At 72.1% G+C, this 22,057-nt stretch carries 20 protein-coding genes; 10 read left to right on the top strand and 10 right to left on the bottom strand.

Annotation, left to right across the window (positions count from 1 at the left end; translation table 11 throughout):
- Positions 1–64: 64 nt before the first annotated feature.
- Positions 65–346 (top strand): DUF2530 domain-containing protein, encoded by a 282-nt coding sequence (locus ACZ6I1_RS15590; RefSeq protein WP_469287373.1) that lies wholly within the window; start codon positions 65–67, stop codon positions 344–346.
- 2 nt (positions 347–348) lie between these two features.
- Here the strand turns inward: ACZ6I1_RS15590 and ACZ6I1_RS15585 are convergent, their stop codons facing one another.
- Positions 349–993 (bottom strand): NIPSNAP family protein, encoded by a 645-nt coding sequence (locus ACZ6I1_RS15585; RefSeq protein ID WP_469287371.1) that lies wholly within the window; start codon positions 991–993, stop codon positions 349–351.
- Between the two features lie 132 nt (positions 994–1,125).
- Here ACZ6I1_RS15585 and ACZ6I1_RS15580 point away from each other — a divergent pair, with 132 nt between their 5' ends.
- From ACZ6I1_RS15580 to ACZ6I1_RS15570, 3 genes are all read left to right on the top strand, one after another.
- Positions 1,126–3,579 (top strand): cation-translocating P-type ATPase, encoded by a 2,454-nt coding sequence (locus ACZ6I1_RS15580; RefSeq protein ID WP_469287369.1) that lies wholly within the window; start codon positions 1,126–1,128, stop codon positions 3,577–3,579.
- Positions 3,580–3,647: 68 nt separating this feature from the next.
- Positions 3,648–3,935, top strand: coding sequence for a hypothetical protein (locus tag ACZ6I1_RS15575; RefSeq protein ID WP_469287367.1), 288 nt, complete (start codon positions 3,648–3,650; stop codon positions 3,933–3,935).
- Complete coding sequence (locus tag ACZ6I1_RS15570) at positions 3,932–4,375, top strand: hypothetical protein (RefSeq protein ID WP_469287365.1); 444 nt, start codon at positions 3,932–3,934, stop codon at positions 4,373–4,375. The genes ACZ6I1_RS15575 and ACZ6I1_RS15570 overlap by 4 nt, the downstream gene beginning before the upstream one ends.
- Here the strand turns inward: ACZ6I1_RS15570 and ACZ6I1_RS15565 are convergent.
- A complete protein-coding gene (locus ACZ6I1_RS15565) occupies positions 4,372–7,494 on the bottom strand; it encodes a sacsin N-terminal ATP-binding-like domain-containing protein (protein ID WP_469287637.1) in 3,123 nt (1,040 codons plus the stop codon). The genes ACZ6I1_RS15570 and ACZ6I1_RS15565 overlap by 4 nt on opposite strands.
- Before the next feature lie 201 nt (positions 7,495–7,695).
- Entirely contained in the window at positions 7,696–8,814 is a 1,119-nt protein-coding gene (gene serC / locus ACZ6I1_RS15560; RefSeq protein WP_469287363.1) for a phosphoserine transaminase, read from the bottom strand.
- 114 nt (positions 8,815–8,928) lie between these two features.
- Here serC and ACZ6I1_RS15555 point away from each other — a divergent pair, with 114 nt between their 5' ends.
- Genes ACZ6I1_RS15555 through ACZ6I1_RS15545 form a run of 3 tightly spaced genes read left to right on the top strand, consistent with a single transcriptional unit; the run spans position 8,929 to position 13,047 of the window.
- Positions 8,929–11,703, top strand: a complete 2,775-nt coding sequence (locus ACZ6I1_RS15555) for an FAD-binding and (Fe-S)-binding domain-containing protein (RefSeq protein ID WP_469287361.1) — start codon at positions 8,929–8,931, stop codon at positions 11,701–11,703.
- Positions 11,704–11,749: 46 nt separating this feature from the next.
- The gene (locus ACZ6I1_RS15550; RefSeq protein WP_469287358.1) at positions 11,750–12,691 is read left to right on the top strand and encodes an EamA family transporter; all 942 of its coding nucleotides are present in this window, start codon (positions 11,750–11,752) and stop codon (positions 12,689–12,691) included.
- Entirely contained in the window at positions 12,691–13,047 is a 357-nt protein-coding gene (locus ACZ6I1_RS15545) for a DUF1801 domain-containing protein (RefSeq protein ID WP_469287356.1), read from the top strand. The genes ACZ6I1_RS15550 and ACZ6I1_RS15545 overlap by 1 nt, the downstream gene beginning before the upstream one ends.
- A gap of 39 nt (positions 13,048–13,086) precedes the next feature.
- Here ACZ6I1_RS15545 and ACZ6I1_RS15540 read toward each other — a convergent pair whose 3' ends face one another.
- Positions 13,087–13,296, bottom strand: a complete 210-nt coding sequence (locus ACZ6I1_RS15540; RefSeq protein WP_469287355.1) for a hypothetical protein — start codon at positions 13,294–13,296, stop codon at positions 13,087–13,089.
- Complete coding sequence (locus tag ACZ6I1_RS15535) at positions 13,289–13,444, bottom strand: hypothetical protein (RefSeq protein ID WP_469287353.1); 156 nt, start codon at positions 13,442–13,444, stop codon at positions 13,289–13,291. The genes ACZ6I1_RS15540 and ACZ6I1_RS15535 overlap by 8 nt, the downstream gene beginning before the upstream one ends.
- A gap of 135 nt (positions 13,445–13,579) precedes the next feature.
- Here ACZ6I1_RS15535 and ACZ6I1_RS15530 point away from each other — a divergent pair, with 135 nt between their 5' ends.
- A complete protein-coding gene (locus ACZ6I1_RS15530; RefSeq protein WP_469287352.1) occupies positions 13,580–14,941 on the top strand; it encodes a hypothetical protein in 1,362 nt (453 codons plus the stop codon).
- Here the strand turns inward: ACZ6I1_RS15530 and ACZ6I1_RS15525 are convergent.
- Positions 14,931–15,953, bottom strand: coding sequence for a helix-turn-helix transcriptional regulator (locus tag ACZ6I1_RS15525; protein WP_469287350.1), 1,023 nt, complete (start codon positions 15,951–15,953; stop codon positions 14,931–14,933). The two genes, ACZ6I1_RS15530 and ACZ6I1_RS15525, sit on opposite strands and share 11 nt — an antisense overlap.
- Positions 15,954–15,992: 39 nt before the next feature.
- On the opposite strand from ACZ6I1_RS15525, the gene ACZ6I1_RS15520 reads away from it, so the two are divergent.
- Positions 15,993–16,448, top strand: coding sequence for a hypothetical protein (locus ACZ6I1_RS15520; RefSeq protein ID WP_469287348.1), 456 nt, complete (start codon positions 15,993–15,995; stop codon positions 16,446–16,448).
- A gap of 97 nt (positions 16,449–16,545) precedes the next feature.
- Here the strand turns inward: ACZ6I1_RS15520 and ACZ6I1_RS15515 are convergent, their stop codons facing one another.
- From ACZ6I1_RS15515 to ACZ6I1_RS15500, 4 genes are all read right to left on the bottom strand, one after another.
- Positions 16,546–16,833: a hypothetical protein gene (locus tag ACZ6I1_RS15515; RefSeq protein ID WP_469287346.1), complete on the bottom strand. Its 288-nt coding sequence runs from the start codon at positions 16,831–16,833 to the stop codon at positions 16,546–16,548.
- A gap of 42 nt (positions 16,834–16,875) precedes the next feature.
- Positions 16,876–17,757: a cyanobactin maturation protease PatG family protein gene (locus ACZ6I1_RS15510; RefSeq protein WP_469287635.1), complete on the bottom strand. Its 882-nt coding sequence runs from the start codon at positions 17,755–17,757 to the stop codon at positions 16,876–16,878.
- 257 nt (positions 17,758–18,014) lie between these two features.
- Positions 18,015–18,875, bottom strand: coding sequence for a S8 family peptidase (locus ACZ6I1_RS15505; RefSeq protein WP_469287344.1), 861 nt, complete (start codon positions 18,873–18,875; stop codon positions 18,015–18,017).
- Between the two features lie 173 nt (positions 18,876–19,048).
- Positions 19,049–20,215, bottom strand: coding sequence for a transposase domain-containing protein (locus ACZ6I1_RS15500; RefSeq protein ID WP_469287633.1), 1,167 nt, complete (start codon positions 20,213–20,215; stop codon positions 19,049–19,051).
- Between the two features lie 187 nt (positions 20,216–20,402).
- On the opposite strand from ACZ6I1_RS15500, the gene ACZ6I1_RS15495 reads away from it, so the two are divergent.
- Positions 20,403–21,998, top strand: a complete 1,596-nt coding sequence (locus ACZ6I1_RS15495) for a caspase family protein (protein ID WP_469287343.1) — start codon at positions 20,403–20,405, stop codon at positions 21,996–21,998.
- The last annotated feature ends 59 nt before the right edge of the window (positions 21,999–22,057 follow it).

Genomic DNA, 22,057 nt, shown 5'->3' with positions numbered 1-22,057 from the left:
CCATCTCCGCGCGTAGACCGCAGGCGGGGGCAGGGCGCGGAGCGAGCCGCCTAGACTTGGCCGCATGGCGAAATGGACCCCGCAGCACGAGGCGCCCGAGCCCCTTGAGGGTCCGGTCGTCGCCACCATCACCGGCGGCACGATCCTCTGGTTCGTCCTCTTCGTCGTCCAGCTCCCCTTCTACGGGTGGTTCTCCGACCGCGGGCTGCTGTGGTGGGTCTGGACCTGCGCGGCCGGCGGCTTCCTCGGCCTGATCGGCATCTGGTACGTCCGCGGCCGCGACGCCGCCCTCAAGCGCCACGCCGCCGAACGCACCGCCGACACGGACCCCCACCCGCAGCCCTAGCCCTAGCCCCGGTACCGCACGGGCTCCAGCCGGAGCCGCTGCGGAGGCCTGCGCAGGTGGTCCGACAGGTCCGGCAGGTCCGGCAGGTCCGGCAGGTCCGCCGGCTGCCGCGCCGGCACGGCCTCCCCGGCCGTGAACCACACGAGGACGTCCTCACCCGTGCGGACCGGCAGCGAAGGGAAGGTGTTCTCCGCGTGCTCCGTGCGGTGCACGGCCAGTGGAGCGGATCCGGCGGCGGCGAGCGCCGGCCGCAGGCGCCGCTCGAAGTGGCCGGCGAAGGCCTCCGGGTCCAGCGGGTGGCAGACGGTCGCGACGACCGGACCCTCGGCGCCGGGCGCGGTGAATCCCGGCCCGCGCAGGAGCAGCACGTCGTCCGAGTCCCGCATGGTCGCGTTCGCGGCCTCGCGGTGGGCCCGCCAGACGGGGCCGTCGTAGAAGGCGCGGAGCGCCCGCTCGCGCGCCGCCATGTCCGGGAAGCCGCGCAGCCAGACGAAGCGGTCCGGATCGTCCAGGTCCCGGAACCGGCCGCCGAGGGTGATCCCCGCCGCCTCCTGTCCGGTGACCAGCTCCCGCTCGAAGAGCTCGATGAGCGTCTCCCGTGCTCCCGGGTGCAGGGTGTACTGCCGCAGTTCGACGATGAGGTCCATGGCCCGCACGGTAGGAGGCGTCCACTGACACCTGCCGTCAGTGGGACCAGGGGAGGATTGAGGTCATCCCGAAGTCGGATCTTCGGACTTCTCGGCGGGTGAAGCGTTCGAACCGCCCTTACCGTCGAAAGCATGACGCAGCGGGCGAAGATCGATCAGGACGGTCCGGAGCGGGCCGGCGGCGCCATCGACGCGGGGGCCGAGCTGGACCCCGTGCACCCGGTGCAACCGCCCGCGCCCCGGTTCAAGCCCGGCGGCCTGACCACCGCCGAGGTCGCCGAACGCGTGGCGCGCGGAGACGTCAACGACGTACCCGTCCGCAGCAGCCGCTCCACCGCCGACATCATCCGCGGCAACGTCTTCACCCGCTTCAACGCGATCATCGGCGTGCTCTGGGTGGTCATGCTGTTCGTCGCGCCGATCCAGGACAGCCTCTTCGGCTTCGTGATCCTCGCGAACACCGGCATCGGCATCATCCAGGAACTGCGCGCCAAGAAGACCCTCGACGGCCTCGCCGTCATCGGGGAGGCCAAACCCAGCGTCCGCCGCGACGGCCGCACCGCGGAGATCTCCACCTCCGAGATCGTCCTCGGCGACGTGATCGAACTCGGCCCCGGCGACAAGGTCGTCGTCGACGGAGCCGTCGGCGAGGCCGACGGCCTGGAGATCGACGAGTCCCTCCTCACCGGCGAGGCCGACCCCGTCCTGAAGAAGCCCGGCGACCAGGTCATGTCCGGCTCCTTCGTCGTCGCCGGCGGCGGCGCCTTCACCGCCACCAAAGTCGGCCGCGAGGCCTACGCCGCCCAGCTGGCGGAAGAGGCCTCCCGCTTCACCCTCGTCCACTCCGAGCTGCGCTCCGGCATCTCCACCATCCTCAAGTACGTCACCTGGATGATGATCCCGACCTCGATCGGCCTCATCATCAGCCAGCTGATCGTCAAGGACACCAACCTCAAGGACTCCATCGCCCGCACCGTCGGCGGCATCGTCCCGATGATCCCCGAAGGGCTCGTCCTGCTCACCTCGGTGGCCTTCGCGATCGGTGTCATCCGGCTCGGCCGCAAGCAGTGCCTGGTCCAGGAGCTGCCCGCCATCGAGGGCCTCGCCCGCGTCGACGTGGTCTGCCTCGACAAGACCGGCACCCTCACCGAGGGCGGCATGGACGTCACCGAGCTCCGCCCGCTCGGCGGCGCGGACCCCTCGTACGTCAAGAAGGTGCTCGGGGCCCTCGGCGAGTCCGACCCGCGCCCCAACGCCAGCCTCCAGGCGATCATCGACGCCTACCCCGACAGCGCGGAGTGGCGCTGCACCGAGTCCCTGCCCTTCTCCTCCGCCCGCAAGTACAGCGGCGCCAGCTTCAGCGAGGACGACGGCGAGAACAACACCTGGCTGCTGGGCGCCCCCGACGTCCTGCTCCCCACCGGGGACCCCGCCCTCGAGGAGATCAACGACCTCAACGAACAGGGCCTGCGCGTCCTGCTGCTGGCCCGCTCCGCCCTCGAACTCGACGACGAGGACGTGGCCACCGGGGTCCGGCCGACCGCCCTCGTCGTCCTCGAGCAGCGGCTGCGCCCCGACGCCGCCGACACGCTGCGCTACTTCGAGGACCAGGACGTCAGGGCGAAGGTCATCTCCGGGGACAACGCCGTCTCGGTCGGCGCCGTCGCCGGCAAGCTGGGCCTGCCGGGCGCCGAGAACACCATCGACGCCCGCAAGCTCCCCACCGAGCAGTCCGGCATGGCGCAGGCCCTCGACGCCCACTCCGTCTTCGGGCGCGTGACCCCGCAGCAGAAGCGGGACATGGTCGGCGCCCTCCAGTCCAAGGGCCACACGGTCGCCATGACGGGCGACGGAGTCAACGACGTCCTGGCCCTCAAGGACGCCGACATCGGCGTCTCCATGGGCTCCGGCTCCGAGGCCACCCGCGCCGTGGCCCAGATCGTCCTCCTCAACAACAGCTTCTCGACCCTCCCCTCGGTGGTCGCCGAGGGCCGCCGGGTCATCGGCAACATCACCCGCGTGGCGACGCTCTTCCTCACGAAGACGGTCTACTCGGTGCTGCTGGCCATCCTGGTGGTCTGCTCCCAGGTCGAATACCCCTTCCTGCCCCGCCACCTGACCCTGCTGTCCACCCTCACCATCGGCATCCCGGCCTTCTTCCTGGCCCTCGCGCCGAACAAGGAGCGGGCGAAGCCGCACTTCGTGAAACGGGTGATGCGGTACGCGATCCCGGGCGGCGCGGTCGCGGCGACGGCCACCTTCGTCACGTACCTGATCGCCCGCTCCCACTACACGGGCCCCGACTCCCTCAAGGCCGAGACCAGCGCGGCCACCCTGGCCCTCTTCCTCACCTCGATGTGGGTCCTGGCGATCATCGCCCGCCCGTACACGTGGTGGCGCGTCGGCCTGGTCGGCGCGATGGGCGCCGCCTTCCTGATCGTCCTGGTCGTGCCGTGGCTCCAGGAGTTCTTCCAGCTGAAGCTGGAAGGCGTGACCATGCCCTGGATCGCGGTGGCGGTCGCCGCGTCCGCCGCAACCCTGATCGAGTTCACGTTCCGGTGGGTGGACCGCCGTTTCCCGGCGTAGGCGGGCGGGGCGCGGATTGACCCTTCCGGGTGATGACAGGCACCCTCCCGGTTGTCCATAGTTGGAGTATGGCAACCAAGAAGGTCACCATCACCTTGCCCGACGAGGTGCTGGAGTACATCAAGGCGTCCGTGGACGAGCGCGGAGTCTCCGCGTACGTCACCGCGGCCGTGGAGAACCAGGTCAGGATCGACAAGCTGGGCGAGCTGAGTGCCCTGCTCCAAGAGGAGTACGGCGCGCTCACCGAGGACGAGCTCCGCGCCGCCGACGCATGGCTCGCTGAGCTGGACGCCAAGCACGACGCGATGAGACATGGAGGCGAGGTGGCCCGGGACCAGGGGAAGGCAGCCGCGTGAAGCGCCGACACGCAGCCGAGGCGGCCCTCCGGTCAAGGGTGATCATCCTGGACTCCGAGGCGCTGTCCAAGGCCGTCCGCGGTGACCGGCTCATGCTCGCCCGCATCAACAAGGCCTGGCAGTCCAAGACCTCGGTCATCACCTCGGCGCTCACGACCCTGGAGGCCTGGGATCCACAGCAGGCCAGGGCGGCACGGCTCTGGGACTGGGCGATGTCGAAGATCCAGGTCGTCCACACCGACGACGCGGGCATCGACGCGGCCCGCTCCTTGCTGAAGGAAGCCGGCCTGCACGGCCACAAGTACGCGATCGACGCGGTCCTGGCCGCCGTCGCGGTGCGAGAGGCGGAACGCGGCAGCCAGGTGACCGTGCTCACCTCGGACGTCGACGATCTTCAGCGTCTCCTGTCCGGACTGCGGATCGTCGTCGCGCCCGCCTAGTCGAACCACCGGTCCCGGGCCAGTTCCGCCGTCCGGGACGGGTCCTCCAGGAGGGCGGCCACCTCGAAGCGGCGGGGCCATTGGCCCGCTGCCCAGGCCAGGCCCGCGGCCACGCCTTCCAGGGTGGAGGCGTGCAGGGTGCCGTCGGGGGTGTGGCGCCAGTCCAGTTCGATGCCGCCCGCGATCAGTTCCTCGTGTTCGAGGTACGTGGACGGGGTCGCGGGGCCCAGCAGGATGCGGACCGGTTCCGGGACCTCGTGTTCCTCGCCGGGCGTCGTGACCTCCGCCGGGACCGTCTCCGAGAGGCGCCGGACCTGGAGGAGGTCCGCCAGGTCGGCCGCGCGGGAGGGGGACACCGGGAGGAGGGGCAGGCCCCCGGTCAGGGGCAGCAGGTCGGGGGCGTCCGCGATGACCGCGTCCGCCGCGTCCACCACCAGGACCTCGCCGTCCACCACCGCGCGCAGCTCGTCCGGCAGGGTGACCTGCTCGGGGTCCAGGTCCGCCAGCGCGTTGTACAGGCCGTGCAGCTGGCGGTCCGTCACCTCGCGGTCCGGGTCGGCCAGGCGGCCCAGCAGTTCGGCCGCGCCGCCCGGCTCGTCCAGGAGGGCCGGCACGGTGGTCCGTACGCCCAGGGCCCGCAGGACCTGCTCGTCCTCGAAGCCGGTGGCGTCCGCCGGGGTGTAGAGGCCCGCGAGCAGCGGGTCGCCGCCCGCCGCGCGCAGGCCCGCCGGGCGGCGGCCGTCGAGCACCGGGTGGTCGCGCAGCCACCAGGCGGTGTACGGGCGCACCGACTGCGTGGTGCCGTCCGGGAGGAGGACGCGCACGGGCTGGGTGAGGGCGTCGCGGAGCGGGGGCTGGGCGAGCATCGCCAGGGCCTGGGGCCAGCAGTCGTCGTCGACCAGGTCCAGGTCCCGTACGGCGACCAGTTCCGTGGCCACCGGCGGGACCGGGGTGTCCGGCAGCTGGTCCAGGAGGTCCTCGCACCACACGTCCACCGCGTCCAGCAGACCCGCGTCGTCCGGCTCGGCGTAGTCGCCCTCGCGCGGCTCCAGTTCGTCCGGGTCGAGCACCACGTCGGTGGCGCGGACCAGCTGGAAGACGGCCAGCACCCCGCACGCGGTGAGGGTGTCGGCGTCCCAGCGGGCGGCCAGTTCGGCGTCCACGTACGGCACCTCGTCCTCGCGGATCACCGAGGCGAGCGGTGAGCCGGGCAGCAGCAGCTCGCCGGCCGGGCTCAGCTCCCCGTCCTCGTCCGGGAGGGCCAGCGCGCCGAGCCAGGGCTCGTCGCCGGGGGCCAGTTCGGCGTCCCGGACCAGGCCCAGGACCACGTCGGCCAGTTCCTCCGGGTCCAGCGCGTCCTCGTCCCAGATCTCGCCCGCGTCCATCGAGGCCGCCACGGCGGCCCGCACCTGCGGGGTCGTCAGGACGGCCCGTGCGGTGGCCGGGAGGGCGCCGAGCTTCTCCAGCAGCGGGTGCGCGGCCTCCGGGTGGGCCACCTTCAGGCCCAGCCGGGCCAGGTCCGCCGGGGTGTCCGCGTAGGGCAGCAGGACGTGGCGCGGCCCGATCGTCGTACGGCCGTCGGCGAGCGGCACGGGCAGCCCGGACAGCCGGTCCGGGTCGACCCCGGCGAGGGAGTCGTAGAGCCGGTGCCACCACTCGGGGGTCCGCTCGATGCCCGCGATCCGCTCGATGGCGTCGCCGAGCGGCAGCCGGCCCACGCCCAGGGTGCGCAGCTCGGCGCGGCGCTCCAGGCCGGCCGGGAGCAGGGTCGGCAGCACCTCGGCGAGGACCCGTACGGTGTCGGCGCCCGCGCCCTCCACCACCTCGGCCTCGAAGGGGCGCAGCGCGGCCCGTTCCTCGGCGTGCTCGGGCGGGGCGGCGGGCGCGAGGAAGGCGGTACGGGGCAGCCGCCGCAGCACGGCGGCGCGCAGGGCCCCGTCCAGCTCGCCCTTGCCGAGCGGGCCGGGGACCAGGTCCACGAGGGCGGTGGTCACCGGGTCCCAGGAGCCGAGGAGTTCGGCGTACGCGTCGGCCGCGCGCTCCACGAGGAAGTCGGTCAGCGGGCCCGGGGCCGGGTGGCGGCGGGTGGTGTCCAGCGGCAGGGTCGCGATGAGCAGGGCGGGGATGCCCAGCGGTTCGTCGGTGGGGGTCGGCGCGTGCACGACGGGCGCGGTGGCCGGGCGCAGCGGAGCGCCGTCCGTGTCGACGGGCACGGCCCAGGACACCGACCAGGAGGGCCGCAGCCGTTCCTCCACGGGCCGGTCGGCGAGCAGGGCCTTCTCGATGGCGCCGCCGTGGCGGACGGTGCGCCAGCGGTTGGTGCCCGACCGGGAGTCCTCGATGACGGCGTACGGGCCCTCGTCGCGGCGGTACAGGGTGCGGGCGGGGCCCGCCGGGGTCTCCACGACGACCTCGTCCAGCCCGGGCAGGGTGAGCAGCAGGGCGTCGTCGATGCCCGCCAGCAGCCGCTCGACCAGGTCCTGGGCCACGGCATCGCGCAGCGGGAGGACCACGACGGTGTCGTAGCCGTCGGGGGCGCTGCCCTCGGCGGGCAGCGGGAGCCGCAGCAGCGGGACGTGGCCGTCGCGGCGGCGCAGCTCGTCGCCGAGGCCGGGGCTGCCGACGGCCGCGTCGCGGGCCAGTTCGCGGGCCTCGGCCAGGGACCAGCGGACGCCGCCGTGCCGTCCCAGTACGGCGGGCTCGTCGGACACCGCGAGGACGGCCGCGAAACCGACGCCGAAGCGGCCCACCGTGTCACCGGAGCCGCCGCCCGCGGACTCCCGCTTGGCGGAGGCGCGCAGGGTGCTCAGCGACTCCACGCCCGTCGCGTCGAGCGGGGCGCCGGTGTTGGCGACGGCCAGCACCCCGGGCCCGCCCTCGCCGGTGTGCAGGGTGAGCCGCAGCCGGCCCGGTACCCCGGCACGCGCGGCCGCGTCGGCGGCGTTCTGCGCCAGTTCGACGACGAGCCGGTCCCGGTAGCCGCCGAGCGCCAGGTCCTCCTCGGCGTTGGCGTCCTCGCGGAAGCGGGCCGGGCCCGCCCCCCAGGCGTCGAGCACCCCGCGCCGCAGCCGGGCCGTGCCGAAGGGGTCCACGCCGCTCTGGGCCGCCGTCACTCGCACGCTCACGCCGCTGCCTCCAAGAATTGCCGGGCCCGTCAACCTGCCCCGAACTCCTGAAGGTATCGCGTACGGGCCTGCCGTCCGGCCGTGAGGTGGGCGGACACAGGAAACCGGCTACCCACACACGGGAGCCCCCGGCGACCACAGGTCACCGGGGGCTCACGCACTCACACACTCAGGTACGTGCGTGCCTGCTCGCCGTCAGAGCTTCTCGATCACGTAGTCGATGCACGCGGTCAGCGCCTGCACGTCCGCCGGGTCGATCGCCGGGAACATCGCGATACGGAGCTGGTTGCGGCCGAGCTTGCGGTACGGCTCGGTGTCCACGATGCCGTTGGCGCGCAGCACCTTGGCGACGGCCGCCGCGTCGATGTCGTCCGAGAAGTCGATCGTGCCGATGACCGCGGAGCGCTTGTCGGCGTCCACGACGAACGGGGTCGCGTACTTGGACGCCTCCGCCCAGCCGTACAGGTGGCGCGCGCTGGCCGCCGTACGCCCGGTCGTGAACTCCAGGCCGCCCTGGCCGTTCATCCACTCCAGCTGCTCGTTCAGCAGGAACAGAGTGGACAGCGCCGGGGTGTTGTACGTCTGGTTCTTCAGCGAGTTGTCGATCGCCGTCGGCAGCGAGAAGAACTCCGGGATGTGCCGGCCGGAGTCGTGCACGCGCTGCGCACGCTCCAGGGCCGCCGGGGAGAACGCGGCCAGCCACAGCCCGCCCTCCGAGGCGAAGGACTTCTGCGGGGCGAAGTAGTAGACGTCGGTCTCGGTGATGTCCACCGGCAGACCGCCGGCGCCCGAGGTCGCGTCCACCAGAACGAGGGACCCGGCGTCCGCACCCGCGACGCGCTTGACCGGCGCCGCGACGCCCGTCGAGGTCTCGTTGTGGGTGTACGCGTACACGTCGACGCCCGCCTCGGCCCGCGGCTCGGGGTGCGTGCCCGGCTCGGAGGAGATGACGGTCGGCGCGTCCAGCCACGGCGCGAGCTTCGCGGCCTTGGCGAACTTGGAGGAGAACTCGCCGAAGGTGAGGTGCTGGGACTTCTGCTCGATCAGCCCGTGCGTCGCGATGTCCCAGAAGGCGGTGGAGCCGCCGTTGCCCAGGATCACCTCGTACCCGTCGGGAAGGGAGAAGAGGTCCCGGAGCCCCTGACGCACCGAGCCGACCAGGTTCTTGACCGGGGCCTGGCGGTGCGAGGTTCCGAGCAGGGAGGTACCGGTGGCGGCCAGGGCGTCCAGCGCCTCGGTCCGCACCTTGGAGGGGCCCGCGCCGAAGCGTCCGTCGGCGGGCTTGATGTCAGCGGGAATCTGGATCTCGGCCACGAGCGGAGCGTATCGGGTCCCGGTCCGCGCCCCGGAGGCGCGTCCACCCGATGAGACGCACCGGGATGCGGAGTGGACGGACGTGGACGCCGGGCCGGTGGCAGGGTAGACGCCGTGACCACACCCGGGGAACTCGAGCGGACCTTGCGGGCGGAGCTGCGCGGGGAGGTGGACTTCGGGGCCGCGGCGCGGGCGCTGGTGACCATGGACGCCTCGAACTACCGGCGCGTGCCGGTCGGCGTCGTCGCCCCGCGCGACGCCGACGACGTGGCGGCCGCGCTGCGCGTGTGCGCGGCCGCCGCAGTGCCCGTCGTCCCGCGCGGCGGCGGGACCTCCATCGCGGGCCAGGCCACCGGCGTGGGCGTGGTGCTCGACCTGACCCGGCACATGAACGCCCTCGTCTCCGTCGACCCGGCCGCACGCCTCGCCGTGGTCCAGCCCGGGCTGGTCCTGGACCGGCTGCGCGACGCGGTGCGCCCGTACGGCCTGACCTTCGGCCCGGACCCCTCCACGCACTCCCGCTGCACCCTCGGCGGCATGATCGGCAACAACGCGTGCGGGGCCCACTCGGTCGCCTGGGGGACCACCGCGGACAACGTGGCCGAGCTGGCGGTGACGGCGTACGGGGGCACCGCCCACCGGATCGGGACGGGCTGGTCGGGAGCGCCCCCGGGCCTGCGCCAGCTCGTCGAGGGAAACCTGGCACTCCTGCGCACCGGGATGGCGGGCGGCTTCTCCCGGCGGATCTCCGGCTACGGGGGCCTGGACGCGCTGCTGCCCGAGCGGGGCGTGCAGCTCGCGCGGGCGTTCTGCGGCAGCGAGGGCACCCTCGGGGTGGTCACCGAGGCGGTGGTGCGCCTGGTGGAGGCGCCGTCCGCGCCGGTGCTGGCGGTCCTGGGGTACGCGGACGAGAGCGCGGCGGCGGACGCGGCCGCCGGGCTGCTGCCGTACCGGCCGCTCACCGTGGAGGGGATGGCGCAGGACCTGGTGCGGGGGGCCGTCGGACTGCCGCGGGGCGGAGCCTGGCTGTTCGCGGAGATGCGGGACGAGGGAGCCGCGCGGCAGCTCGTACGGGGCGCTGACGCGCTCGACGCGCTGGTGGTCACCGACCCGGCGGGGCAGCGGGCGCTGTGGCGGATCCGGGACGACGCGGCGGGCACGGCGACGCGGATGCCCGACGGGGGGATGGCCTGGCCGGGATGGGAGGACTGCGCGGTGCCGCCGGCCCGGCTGGGGGCGTACCTGCGGGAGTTCCGCGCGCTGCTGGCGCAGCACGGGCTGCGCGGAACCCCGTACGGGCACTTCGGCGAGGGCTGCGTCCACGTACGGATCGACTTCGACCTGGTCTCGGCGCAGGGCGTGGCCCGCTTCCGGGCCTTCTCCGGCGACCTGGCGGACCTGGTCCTCGCCCACGGGGGTTCGCTGTCGGGGGAGCACGGGGACGGGCAGGCGCGGGCCGAGCTGCTGCCGAGGATGTACGGGCCGGACGTGGTGCGGCTGTTCGGCGCGTACAAGGACGTGTGGGACCCGGCGGGCGGCATGAACCCGGGGATGCTGGTCCGGCCGGCGCGCCTCGACGAGAACCTCCGCTTCGCCGTGCTGCCGCAGACCCCCTTCGCCGGTGAGGTCGCCCGGTGCGTCGGCGTCGCGAAGTGCCGCTCGGCCGACGCGGGCGGGCCGGGGGTGATGTGCCCGTCGTACCGGGCCACGGGGGAGGAACGGCACTCCACGCGGGGCCGGGCCCGGCTGCTGCACGAGATGCTGGCGGGGGAGGTCGTACGGGACGGCTGGCGCTCGGCGGAGGTCGCCGAGGCGCTGGACCTGTGCCTGGGCTGCAAGGGGTGCCTCAGCGACTGCCCGGTGGGCGTGGACATGGCCTCGTACAAGGCGGAGTTCCTGCACCACCACTGGGCGGGCCGCATCCGCCCGCTCGCCCACTACACCCTGGGCGGCCTCCCGGCCTGGCTCCGCCTGATCGCCCGCCTGCGGGGGGCGCGGGCGGCGAACGCCCTGACCCGGCTGTTCCCCGTCCCCGGCCTGACGCGCGAACGGGCCTTGCCGGCCCTGGCCCGGAGGCCGTTCACCCGGGAACACCGTTCCTCCTCCTCGTCCTCCCCGTTCTCCTCGTCCTCTCCCTCCTCCACCCCTGTCACGACTGTCACCCTCTGGCCGGACACGTTCACGCAGTACCTCGCCCCGGAGGCCGGCCACGCGGCGGTCCGCGTCCTGGAGGCCGCGGGCCTGCGCGTGTCCGTGCCCGCCGGCCCGGTGTGCTGCGGCCTCACGTACCTCTCCACCGGCCGCCTCGACCGGGCCCGCACGGTACTGCGCCGCACCCTGGCCGCCCTCGGCGACACCGACGGCCCCGTCCTCGTCCTGGAACCCAGCTGCGCCGCGGCCCTCCGCGCCGACCTCCCCGCCCTCCTCCCCGAGGACCCCCGCGCGCAGCGGCTGGCGGCAGCCGTCCGCACCTTCGCCGAGACCCTCGAGGAGCACGCCCCGCACTGGCAGCCGCCCCGCCTCGACCGGCCCGTGGCGGGCCAGACCCACTGCCATCAGCACGCGGTGCTCGGGGACGCCGCCGACCGGCGGCTGCGCGAGCGGGCCGGGCTCACCGGCGAGCTCAGCGGCGGCTGCTGCGGCCTGGCCGGCAACTTCGGCTTCGAGCCGGGCCACCACGAGGTGTCGGTGGCCTGCGCGGAGGAGCAGCTCCTGCCGTCCCTGCGCGCCGCCCCGCGCGACGCGGTCGTCCAGGCCGACGGTTTCTCCTGCCGGACCCAGATCGCCCAGCTGGGCGGCGGAGTCCGGGCCCGCCACCTGGCGGAACTCCTGGCCGAAGGCCTGGACGGCGGACAAGCCGCACGGGATGCGCAGGGCAGGCATGTGTAAGGCAAGCCACGCGGCGACACTCCTTACGACCCACTAATCTGGATAAATGCCCGCACCCTCCGCTTCCCCGACGGCGACGCCCGCCGCCGCCCCCGGCCCCACGCCCGCCCCCACGCCCGCGCCCTCCGCCGAGGGATCCCGCTTCGGCCCGGTCGCGCTGGTGGTCTCGGCCGGGATCTCGGTGCAGTTCGGTGCGGCCCTCGCCGTCATGATCATGCCGAGGGCGGGGGCGGCCGGAGTGGTCACGCTGCGCCTCGCGGCCGCCGCGATCGTGCTGCTGCTCCTGTGCCGCCCCAAGGTGCGCGGCTACCTCCGCGCCGACTGGGGCACGGTGGTCGCCTTCGGCGTGGCCATGGCGGGCATGAACGGGCTCTTCTACCAGGCCATCGACCGCATCCCGCTCGGCCCGGCCGTCACCCTCGAGGTGCTCGGCCCGCTGGCCCTGTCGGTGATCGTCTCGCGGCGCCTGGTGAACCTGCTCTGGGCTGGCCTGGCCCTGGCCGGCGTCGTCCTCCTGGCCGGGCACGGCGGAGCCGGCTTCGGCGGCCTCGACCCGGTGGGCGCGGCGTACGCGGTCGGCGCGGGCGCGATGTGGGCGGCGTACATCGTGTTCAGCGCGCGGACGGGCCGCCGCTTCCCGCAGGCGGACGGACTGGCCCTGGCGATGGCCGTGGCCGCCGTGCTGTCGCTGCCCCTGGGCATCCTCGAAGCCGGCTCCGACCTGCTCGTCCCGAGCACCCTCGCACTGGGTCTCGGCGTGGCCGTCCTGTCGTCCGTACTGCCGTACACCCTGGAACTGCTGGCCCTGCGGCGGCTCCCCGCCCCGGCCTTCGCGATCCTGATGAGCCTGGAACCGGCCATCGCGGCCACCGCGGGCTTCCTCGTCCTGAACCAGGCCATGTCCGCGCTGGACGCCCTGGCCATCGCGCTGGTGATCGCGGCCAGCATGGGCGCGGTCCGGTCCCAGACCCCGAAGCAGGCCGCCTGATGGACGCCGCCGCCTACCTGGCCGCCGTCCCGCAGGCCCGCCGCGAGCCCCTGACCCGGCTGCGGGAACTGTGCCTGTCGGAACTGCCGGGCTTCGAGGAGGTCATCGCCTACGGCATGCCCGTGTACGTCCGCCCCGGCGAACCGGCCGGGGAGATCGCCTGGGCGAACCAGAAGCAGTACATCTCCTTCTACCTGCTGCGCACGGACATCCGCGACGCCTTCGCGGACCGCCTGGCCCCCCACGACATGGGCAAGGCCTGCCTCCGCTTCCGCAACCCCGCCAAGGTCGACTTCGACCTCCTGCGCGACCTCCTGCGCGCCACGGCCTCGGCCCCGCCGGGCAAGGTCTGCTGACCGGGTACGCGTCCACAGGGTGTCCACGCCGAGCGGCTGTCATCCGGCCGGCTCGACGTTGTCCACGGCGGTGGAGAACTCGCGGCCGGACGCGGTTCGGATATAGGCCAGCTCCATCCAGTGCTGGTGGACCGATTCCGACACGTTCTCGTTGATCACGGTCATCAGCTCCCCTTCGACGCCGGACGCGACATCGCGCACACGCCGGCGCAGCAGCCGATGGGGCACGTACGCGTACCGCTCAGCCATCGGACGGCTCCTGGATGGTGAAGACGAAGCGCTCCCAGCCGGCAAGTGCGCGTTCCAGGAGGTCCTCGCTGGGCTCGGGCCAGGGCGCTTCCGCGATATCGATGCCGCGTACGCCCTGGGCGCTGCTGTGGATGATTCGACTGCACATGTCCACTCTCCGGTCGGTGGGCAACTGGCCGATGATCACTGCTCGTTGTGAAGAGGTAACCGCACGCAACCTCTCCGCGGGTACCGTTGGGGGGTCGGAGAAGCATGCAAGCCATGCACCTGTCGGGAGTTGCCCATGGCGCGACGCTCACGCACACCCAACGCTGGTCTGCCGACGCTCCTTGAGCAGGCCGGATGGTCCAGAAGCCAATGCGCGTCGATCGTCAATCGCGTCGGCGCGGAGGCGGGGCTCACCCTCACGTACGGTCAGCCCGCCGTATCCCAGTGGATCGCCGGTCACCAGCCGCGGCCGCAGGTCAGAGCGCTGATCATCGAGGCGTTCGAGCGGAAGCTGGCCCGGCCGGTCACCTACGCCGAGGCGGGGCTCACGCCGCCGGGTCGCGGCGATGAGGCCGACACTGTCCGGGACCTCGTAGACCTCGGGAGGGCCGACATGGATCCGTCCAGGCGGCGCGTGATCGCCGCAGGTGTGTTTTCCGCCGCTCTTGCCATTCCCTTGTTCCCGGGCCTGGCGCTGGCCCAGGGGCCGGAGCCGGTGAGGCCCGGGAAGGCGACGACGCGAGTGGGCCAGGCGCAGGTTGCCACCGTGCACGCGATGACGGACCGGATCGCGGACATCCTCGACGAGCTCGGGGCAGGGCACGCCCGGCCCATGGCGGCGGCGTTTCTCGTGAACACGGTGGGGCCCTGGCTGAAGGCAGAGGCGGCTGCTCCCGTGCGGCGGAGCATGCTGGCCGCAGCCTCCGACCTCGCGTACCTCACGGGGTGGATGGCCATGTACGAGCGGCAGCACCGGTTGGGACAGGACTACTACCTGTCCGCGCTGAAGCTGGCCGGGGAGGCGGAGGAACACGTCACCTACTGCCGGACCCTGCGCGGTATGTCTCTCCAGGCGTCCAACCTCGGCTACGGCCGGCGTGCCCTGGAGCTGGCCGACTCGGCGGCGGAGGCGGCTCCGGTGGCCGGGCCACGGCTCGTGGCCTTCCTGCGCGGGCAGCAGGCGCACGGCGCGGCGATGGTGGGGGACAAGCGGCAGGCCTTCGCTCGGCTCCGGGAAGCGGAGGAGGCACTCGCGCGTGCCGACGACCGGCGGGAGTCGATCGGCGGGTACGACCGGACCGCCTATCTGTTCCATGTCGCTCACGTGCAGAACGAGACCAAGGACGTACCCGGTTCGGTGCGCACGCTGCGGGAGTCGATCCGGTTCCAGCCCGCGAACGAGCGGCAGGGCCGGATGCACGCGTACGGGCTTCTCGCCCAGCGCCAGCTGTCCATCGGACACGTGGAGGCCGCGTGCGATGCGTGGGGCCGGTTCCTGGACGAGTACGAGATGCTCTCGTCCGCGCGGGGCGATGAGCACTTCGAGGTCATGAACCTACGGCTCCGCTCCTACGGCAGGGTCCGGGCCGTGCGGGCCCTGCACGACCGGGCCCACCGCGTCGGCGAGCTCAAGGACTTCAAGGGCCTCAAAGGCTGAGGCCGGTGTCGCGGGGGCGGTCCGGGTCGGCGGCGGCGGGCGCGGGCGCCGGCCGGGCGTAGCGGGTCGTCAGCGCCGACAGGGTGGACTGGATGCGGGCGCGCAGGGCCGGTGGGGAGAGCACCTCCGCCTCCGCGCCCAGGGACAGGAACTGGGACTCCGCCTGCGCGTGGGACTCGATCGGGAGGGTCGCGCGGGTCCAGCCCGGCAGGTCCGGGTCCGGGTGGCCGGTGGCGGTCAGGGCGCGGGCCTGCGCGCCCGTCAGCCGGGCCGCGGCGCGCGCGGAGAGGCGTACCTCCGCCTCCTGCGGGTACAGCCGCGCGTGGAAGTCCTCCTGGGTCCGGCGCCAGTGCGCCGCCAGGTCGAAGCCCTCCGGGAGGTCCGCGGTCTGCGTCGTCTCCGTCACCGACAGGATCTGGTCCACCCGGTAGGTCCGGGCGCCGTCCGGGCCCGCGACCAGGTACCAGCGGCCCGCCTTCAGGACCAGTCCGTACGGGGCGAGGCGCCGGTCGACCTCCTGGGGTTCCTTCCACCGGCGGTAGCGGACCTCGATCACCCGGCCCCGCCACACGGCGTCGGCGACCTGCGCGAGGTACGGGGTCTCCTCGTGCTCCGCGTACCAGCCCGGCGCGTCCAGGTGGAACCGCAGCCGCATCCGGTCCGCCTGCGCGCGCAACTCCGGCGGCAGCGCCGCCCGCAGCTTCAGCTGGGCCGCCGACAGGGCCCGGCCGAGGCCCAGTTCCGCCGCCGGTCCCGGCATTCCGGTCAGGAACAGGGCCTCGGCCTCGCCCGTACTGAGCCCCGTCAGCCGGGTCCGGTAGCCGGCGAGCAGCTGGTAGCCCCCGCTGTGCCCGGCGTCCCCGTACAGCGGGACGCCCGCCGCGGCCAGCGCCTCCGCGTCGCGGTAGACCGTACGGACCGACACCTCCAGCTCGCGCGCGAGCTCGGCGGCGGTCATCCGGCCCCGGGTCTGGAGCAGGAGCAGGATCGACAGCAAGCGGCTCGACTTCACTGACACAGGATGTCAGCGGAGTGCTCCTACGGTCCTCGCATGAACGATTTCGACTTCCTCATCGGCACCTGGGACGTGGCCAACCGCTGGCGCGCCGACTTCCTCGACGCGGACAGCGCGTGGGAGGAGTTCCCGGCCGTGTCCCGCGTCTCGCGCCACTTCGACGGCGGCGCCAGCTTCGACGAGATCGACTTCCCGACGAAGGGCTTCGGCGGTCTGACGCTGCGCCTCTTCGACCGGGAGCGCGAGGAGTGGTCGCTGTACTGGTCCAGCCGCCGCACCGGCACCCTGTTCCCGCCGGTGACCGGGCGGTTCGACGGCGGGCGGGGGGTCTTCGAGGGGGAGGACACGCACGACGGGAAGGCGGTCCGCGTGCGCTTCGTGTGGTCGGGGACGGCGCCGGGGGAGTCGCCGCGCTGGGAGCAGTTCTTCTCGCCCGACGAGGGCGCCACCTGGATCCACAACTGGACGATGGACTTCACCCGCCGCCCCTGAGACCGTACGCCCGCCCCGCCGGTCACGGGGGTCTCCCGGCGGAAGCCGGGGGAGGGACCGGCGGGGCGGGCGTACTCGGGCGCAGCCCTCGGTGGTGCTAGAAGGGGAGGCCGATGCAGGCCCCGCAGACGTACGGGGTGCCGCAGACTTCGTGGTATCCGGACCCGAAGTCATAGCGCTGGCAGCAGTCCTCGCACACCTCCACCACGCCGTAGCACTCGGCCTTGCTGTATCCGTTCGCGCCCGCGCACTGGGCCGGGTACGACTGGGGAACGATGCCGCCTTCTCCGTCGGCCCACCGGACCTCGAGCCGGGGGTTGCGGAGAAGTGGCGATCGTGATCTTCGTTCGAGTGTTGCTTCTGCAGAGAATCCCGGATTCGTCATCTTTGCCTCCTTCACTGCAGGGGGGGGAGGGTCGGGTGTGCCTCACCGCTCGTAGAACGGCGAGAGCTTGGTGACCAGGAAGGGGAATTCCTCGGTCACGTCCACGCGGACGAAGTACTTCTCGGTCGTATCGGTGCGCCGATGCGTGTAGGAGAAGATGACGTCCACGATGTTCCGTGCGCCGCTCAGGCGCGAGGGCCGGACTTCCACTCCGCTGAGGGACGATTCCGCGGCGTGTGATGCGGCCGCCCTGGTGTAGATCGCGTGATAGCGAACCGCCAGGTAGTTGAGGGCCCGGTGCTCATCGGTCGCCCCCGCGTTGTCCGCCACCTGACCGATGCTGTCGAAGAGTTCGGCGGCGGTGGCCAGGAACTTCTCCTCCGGTTGATCCTGTGGTCGGGGGATCTCACGGATCAGGGCGTCGCGGTCGAACGAGTACAGCTGGTCGAACGCCACGATGGGGACCATCAGCCCGTTGCACTTGTCCGGAGGGGCGTGCGGGCCGCGCAGGCCCACGACCACGTCCACGTCGTGCGCGCCGGGATCAGGCCGCACCGCCTCGATCAGGAGATCGAAATCGGCGGGGTCGCGAGGAGTCAGGATGTAGGTCTCCAGCCCTTCGATCGTGAAGACCCAGCAGATCTGGCGGGCCAGGTACCGGCCGGCCCGGTCTTCCAGGACCGACTTGAGCGCCTGCCGGTCGGTTTGGCCGGCGGTCTCGATCCGGCCCATGGCCTGCGCGAATTCCCGTTCCGCCGCCAGACCCGGAAACCGTGGTTCCACCTGGCCGACCGCATAGACGAAGGAAGGCGGCGCCGGCGGAGCGGCGGCCGTCCCGGCCGAAGGACATCGATGCGCGGGCGGATCCGCTGGAGCGGGTGTGGGCTGGTCGGTACTGCTCACGTGTTCTGGTGCCTGTGCCATCACGAACCTCCTCCTACCGTTGCTTCACGAATCGGCGGAACCCTGCGGGGAGAAGACCATCCAGTCGTTGAGCCGCCTGGCGCGCTCGGTGCACCCGCTGCACGGTCTGATCCCCACCGTGGACGTCGCTCTCCGAATGACGTCTCCGAGGCCGATCTCTTCGTCGCTGATGAACCCGGGCAGGCGCACTTTGTGCGGGTTGCCGTGAGTCCTTCCGGACCGGGATTCCGTGTGTCCGCTCATGGTGTGCTCCTCGCTCACTGTGTGGCCGACAAGGTGTGATGAGCCGCCCAGGCGTCCAGCAAGGGCGGGACGACATTGGTGCGCCGAGGCCCGCCGGCACCCGTCACGGCTCGCTTGACCTCCGCGACGTCCGCCTTCGGGAACCATGACCACAGCAATGCGATGGCGCCGGTGACGAACGCGGCCGCGACGCTGGTGCCGTTCCGGGTCTGCAGCCCGCCGTCCGGACGGAGGCTGCTCACGCCCTCGCCCGGTGCGCCCAGCCCTCGCTTGCCCATCGAGCTTCCGAGGTTCGACCGCGCCATGGGCTGCCCGTCCATGCCGTACCCCACCACGGGAATCACCCAGGGATGGCGTGTGAGCGTGCTGCTGCCCAGCGTCCCCTGATTGCCTGCCGCCACGACCACGAGTACACCGCGCGCGGCCGCGTGGTTCAGGGCCATGTGCAGGTCCCGCTCCTGCCGGGCGGAGGGCTGTGACATCCCCGCACTCAGGTTCAGTACGCGCGCACCCGCATCGACGCATGCGCAGATCGCCTCGGCCAGCCGGGGGGCCGTCACGCTCGGGAGCCGCTGCCCGTCAGACGGCGTCTCATCGAAAACGGGACGCGCGATCACCGTGCAACCGGGGCAGATGGCCGGAGCGGTTCCCCCGCGGCGTGCCACGAGGATGCCGGCGATGAACGTGCCGTGTTGGCAGGCCTCACTCTCCGGCAGTGAGCAGGGGCCGCTGCCGGGCAGCTGCCGGATGCTCCCGGCAGCCAGTTCGGGGTGATCCGTGGCGACGGGTCCGTCGAGCAGCCCGATCACGATCTCGCGTTCGCCGCTCGTGAGCTTCATCAGCGAGGTGAGTCCGACCAGATCCAAAGGAACCATCGGGAGACCTCCCAACCGAGGGGCAACCTCACCCTCACATCACCACCATGCCACTATTTGCGCCTTTTGTCTCTCGCCGGTGGAGGGGCAGTGAAGTTGACGATCGAACAAGGTCCTTGCGACGAAGCCGTCTTGAGGGAAATCGGATGTATCGCTGACTTAAGGGCCGACCGTCACGGCTCGGTCGGGTGCATCAGGCTGCGGATCGCGTGGTGGACCAGGAGGTGGCCCCAGAGCTCCTGTTCGACGCCATCGGGCCAGCGGGAGCGCAGGACTTGCGGCCTGCCGGGTGCCAGGGTGCCGAGGGACGCGAGGGAAGCGTGCAGCCGCCATCGCCGGCGGTGGAGCGCGATCAGCTCCGGGGCGGGCGCCTCCAGGTGGTCGAGAACGGTGGTGGCGAAGGGGAGGCCCGAGCCGGGGGCCGCGCCGAGGACCCGGACGGTGCCGGGGAAGCCGGCCAGTTCACCGAGGTGGGAGCCGTCGGGGAGCAGGTCGGTGGTCTGCAGGGAATCGTGTGGACGTGTCCGCCAGACCAGGTCGGCGCCCGTGGCCCAGGCGCCCGCCAGGGTGGCCGGATCGTCGAAGGCGTCGTCGGCCAGCAGGAGGTCGCCGCTTCCCAGGGCGCCGTACAGCTCCCGGGCGAGGGCCCCGGCGGAGTGGTCGGGCGGACGTGCCACCACCGCGCGGCGGATGGTGTGGCTCCTGTGCTCGCCCAGGGCGAGGACGTGCACGCGGGGAAGGCGGCTGCGCAGGGGGTGCGGCGACCGTCCCTGGGCGGGTACCGCAGGGTGCTGCCCTCCGTAACAGGAGCGGTTCTCGTCGCTTTCCGGGACGGGGACCTGCGCGGCGTCCGCGGCCACCACCTGCCAGCGGCGGTACCGGTCTTCGGGCGCCGGACGGGCGCGGGACGAGCGGGTCACCTCGGCGAACAGGCCGGCCAGGGGCTCCGGTCCCAGGCGGGCCCGCGCGCGTGAGATGGCGGCGGTCGTCGGCAGCCGGCGTGCTGTGCGCTCCACTCCGGCCCAGAGCAGCCCGTCGGTGAGCAGCTCGGCGACGCGTGCGTAACTCTCCTGCGTGAAGAGGCATATCGCCAGGACGAAATAGACGGTGGTTCGAGACGGCAGCAGCCTTTGCCGGAGTTCCGTGCGCCCGCACGAGGCGACAACGGCGTCCACCAATTCCGGGGGAAACGCGCGGGTGATCAGTCCTACGGAGATGCGATCGGTGAGTGCGTCGTCAGCCGCTTTTCGGGACTGGCCTGCCCGTGGCACCTGGTCGCCTCCCTCGAAATGTCCAACTGTCAACGGCTTTCTTAAGTCAGCGGTAGTCGACCTTTCCATGTTGCCGGGCAACGGGATGGGTCGAAACATGAAGGTGTGCTCAGCAAGAGCCTTTGTCTCCGGCCGACGCGAAGAGATGCTGTCCGGTTGCACGGGAGAATCGATTCCGCGCTTCTCTCGGGGCGAGCAAACGATTCTTCCTTCGGATCCGTGACAAACAATCCGCACGACGAAGAAAGGGGCAGTGATGACAGATCGGGCACTGCTCGTCGGAATCGACGAATACCCGGATCCGGCAAACCGCCTGAACAGCTGTATCGCCGACACGGCGGCCTTCAAGGAACTGCTGGGCGAGCTCGGCTTCGCCGATTCGGAGATCCGCGTTCTGCACGACTCCGATGCCACCCTGGACCGCACCAGAGACGGCCTGGACTGGCTCTGCCAAGGGGCGCAGCCGGGCGATCACCGGGTCTTCTTCCAGTCGTCCCACGGATACCGCTATCTCCAGGGCGACGTGATGACGGAAGTCCTCTGCTGCTACGACGAGTTCCTGGAGGACACGGAGCTCGTGCGGCGCACGGCGGGGTTGCCGCCCGGAGTGCTCACCGTGATCCTCGACGCCTGCCACTCCGGGGGCATGGAGAAGACCTTCTTCATCGACGAGGCCGCCCGCCTCGTCCGGACCAAGGTGTTCACGGCACCCCCGGAAAAGGCCCTCGCCAAGGCGAACACGCTGACGGCCTGTCGTGCGGTGAAGCCGTTCGGCCGGCCCGCCGTGCGTGACGAGTCGTCCCTGCTCTTCGACTTCGCGAATTCACCGGGCAAGGCGTTCGTGCCCAAGGGGGTCATCCCCGGTACCGGTGAACTGAACGGCATTCTGCTCACGGCCTGCCGGGCGGACCAGACCGCCGCCGCGGGCAGTTCGGTGACCGACTGGCTCTCGGCGTTCACCTACGCGCTCCTGCAAGAGGTGGACGGCGCCATCACCGTCACGGAGCTGGTCTCCCGGGCCGCGGACCGGCTGGCCGCACTCAACATGAGCCAGAAGCCTTGCCTCTTCGCCCCGTCGGGCCGCGAGGAACACCTCGCCCGGACGTTCATCTCCATGGACGAGGTGACCAAGGAGATGATCGCGAAGGTCGAGGAACTCCTCAAGTCGGCAGCCTTCGCGACGGGCGCAGCGAAGGCCCCCTCCGCCTCCTCCGGATCGGGAGGAAGCACAACGAAAGGAAAATCCGCGATGACCACCACCAAGGTCGACAAGGCCGTCGACGCCTTCCTCGACGAACTGAAGAAGGCGAGCACCAAGACCACCGGCAAGGACTTCGTCTCCGGTGACGGCTGGTACTCCGACGTGCAGACGTGCAACGCCCTCTTCGCCCCCGCCCTCGCCGCGGCGGCCCCCCCTCCCGGACAGGGCAAGGCGGTCCGCCCGCAGCTGCAGAACTGGGAGAACCTGGGGAACCCCAAGTTCTGGGACGCGATCTTCGAAGCGGGCAGCATCCTCATCCCGGCGGTGATCGACGAGCTCACCAAGAGCGCCGCTCCCAGCGGTGGCGCCGCGAAGGGCGTCCACGCGGAGATCGCGCAGAAGATCCCGTCCGAGTTCCGCGGCAACGACAAGTTCTTCGGGCTCGTCGAGACGCTGGTGGGAATCGGGCTGCCGCTGGCCATCGAGGCGTTCACCAAGGACTGGAAGAAGGACTCCCACGCCTACGACGGCGGGAAGATCGACCTTCCGCTCCCCGCGGACCTGTCCGAGGAGGAACGCAAGGACTGGCTCTCGGCCGCGCTCAACGTGGCCGCCGACTGCCTGCCGCCCCTGATCAGGGCCCTGTCCTGACCTGACCCGGCCCCACGTGGTGGCTGCGCCGTACGCCGGCGCAGCCACCACGGTCAGGC

This window comes from Streptomyces sp. NPDC046303 (genome assembly GCF_055588085.1).
The sequence above is the reverse complement of the archived record's forward strand: the minus strand, read 5'-3'. Positions and strand labels throughout refer to the sequence as shown.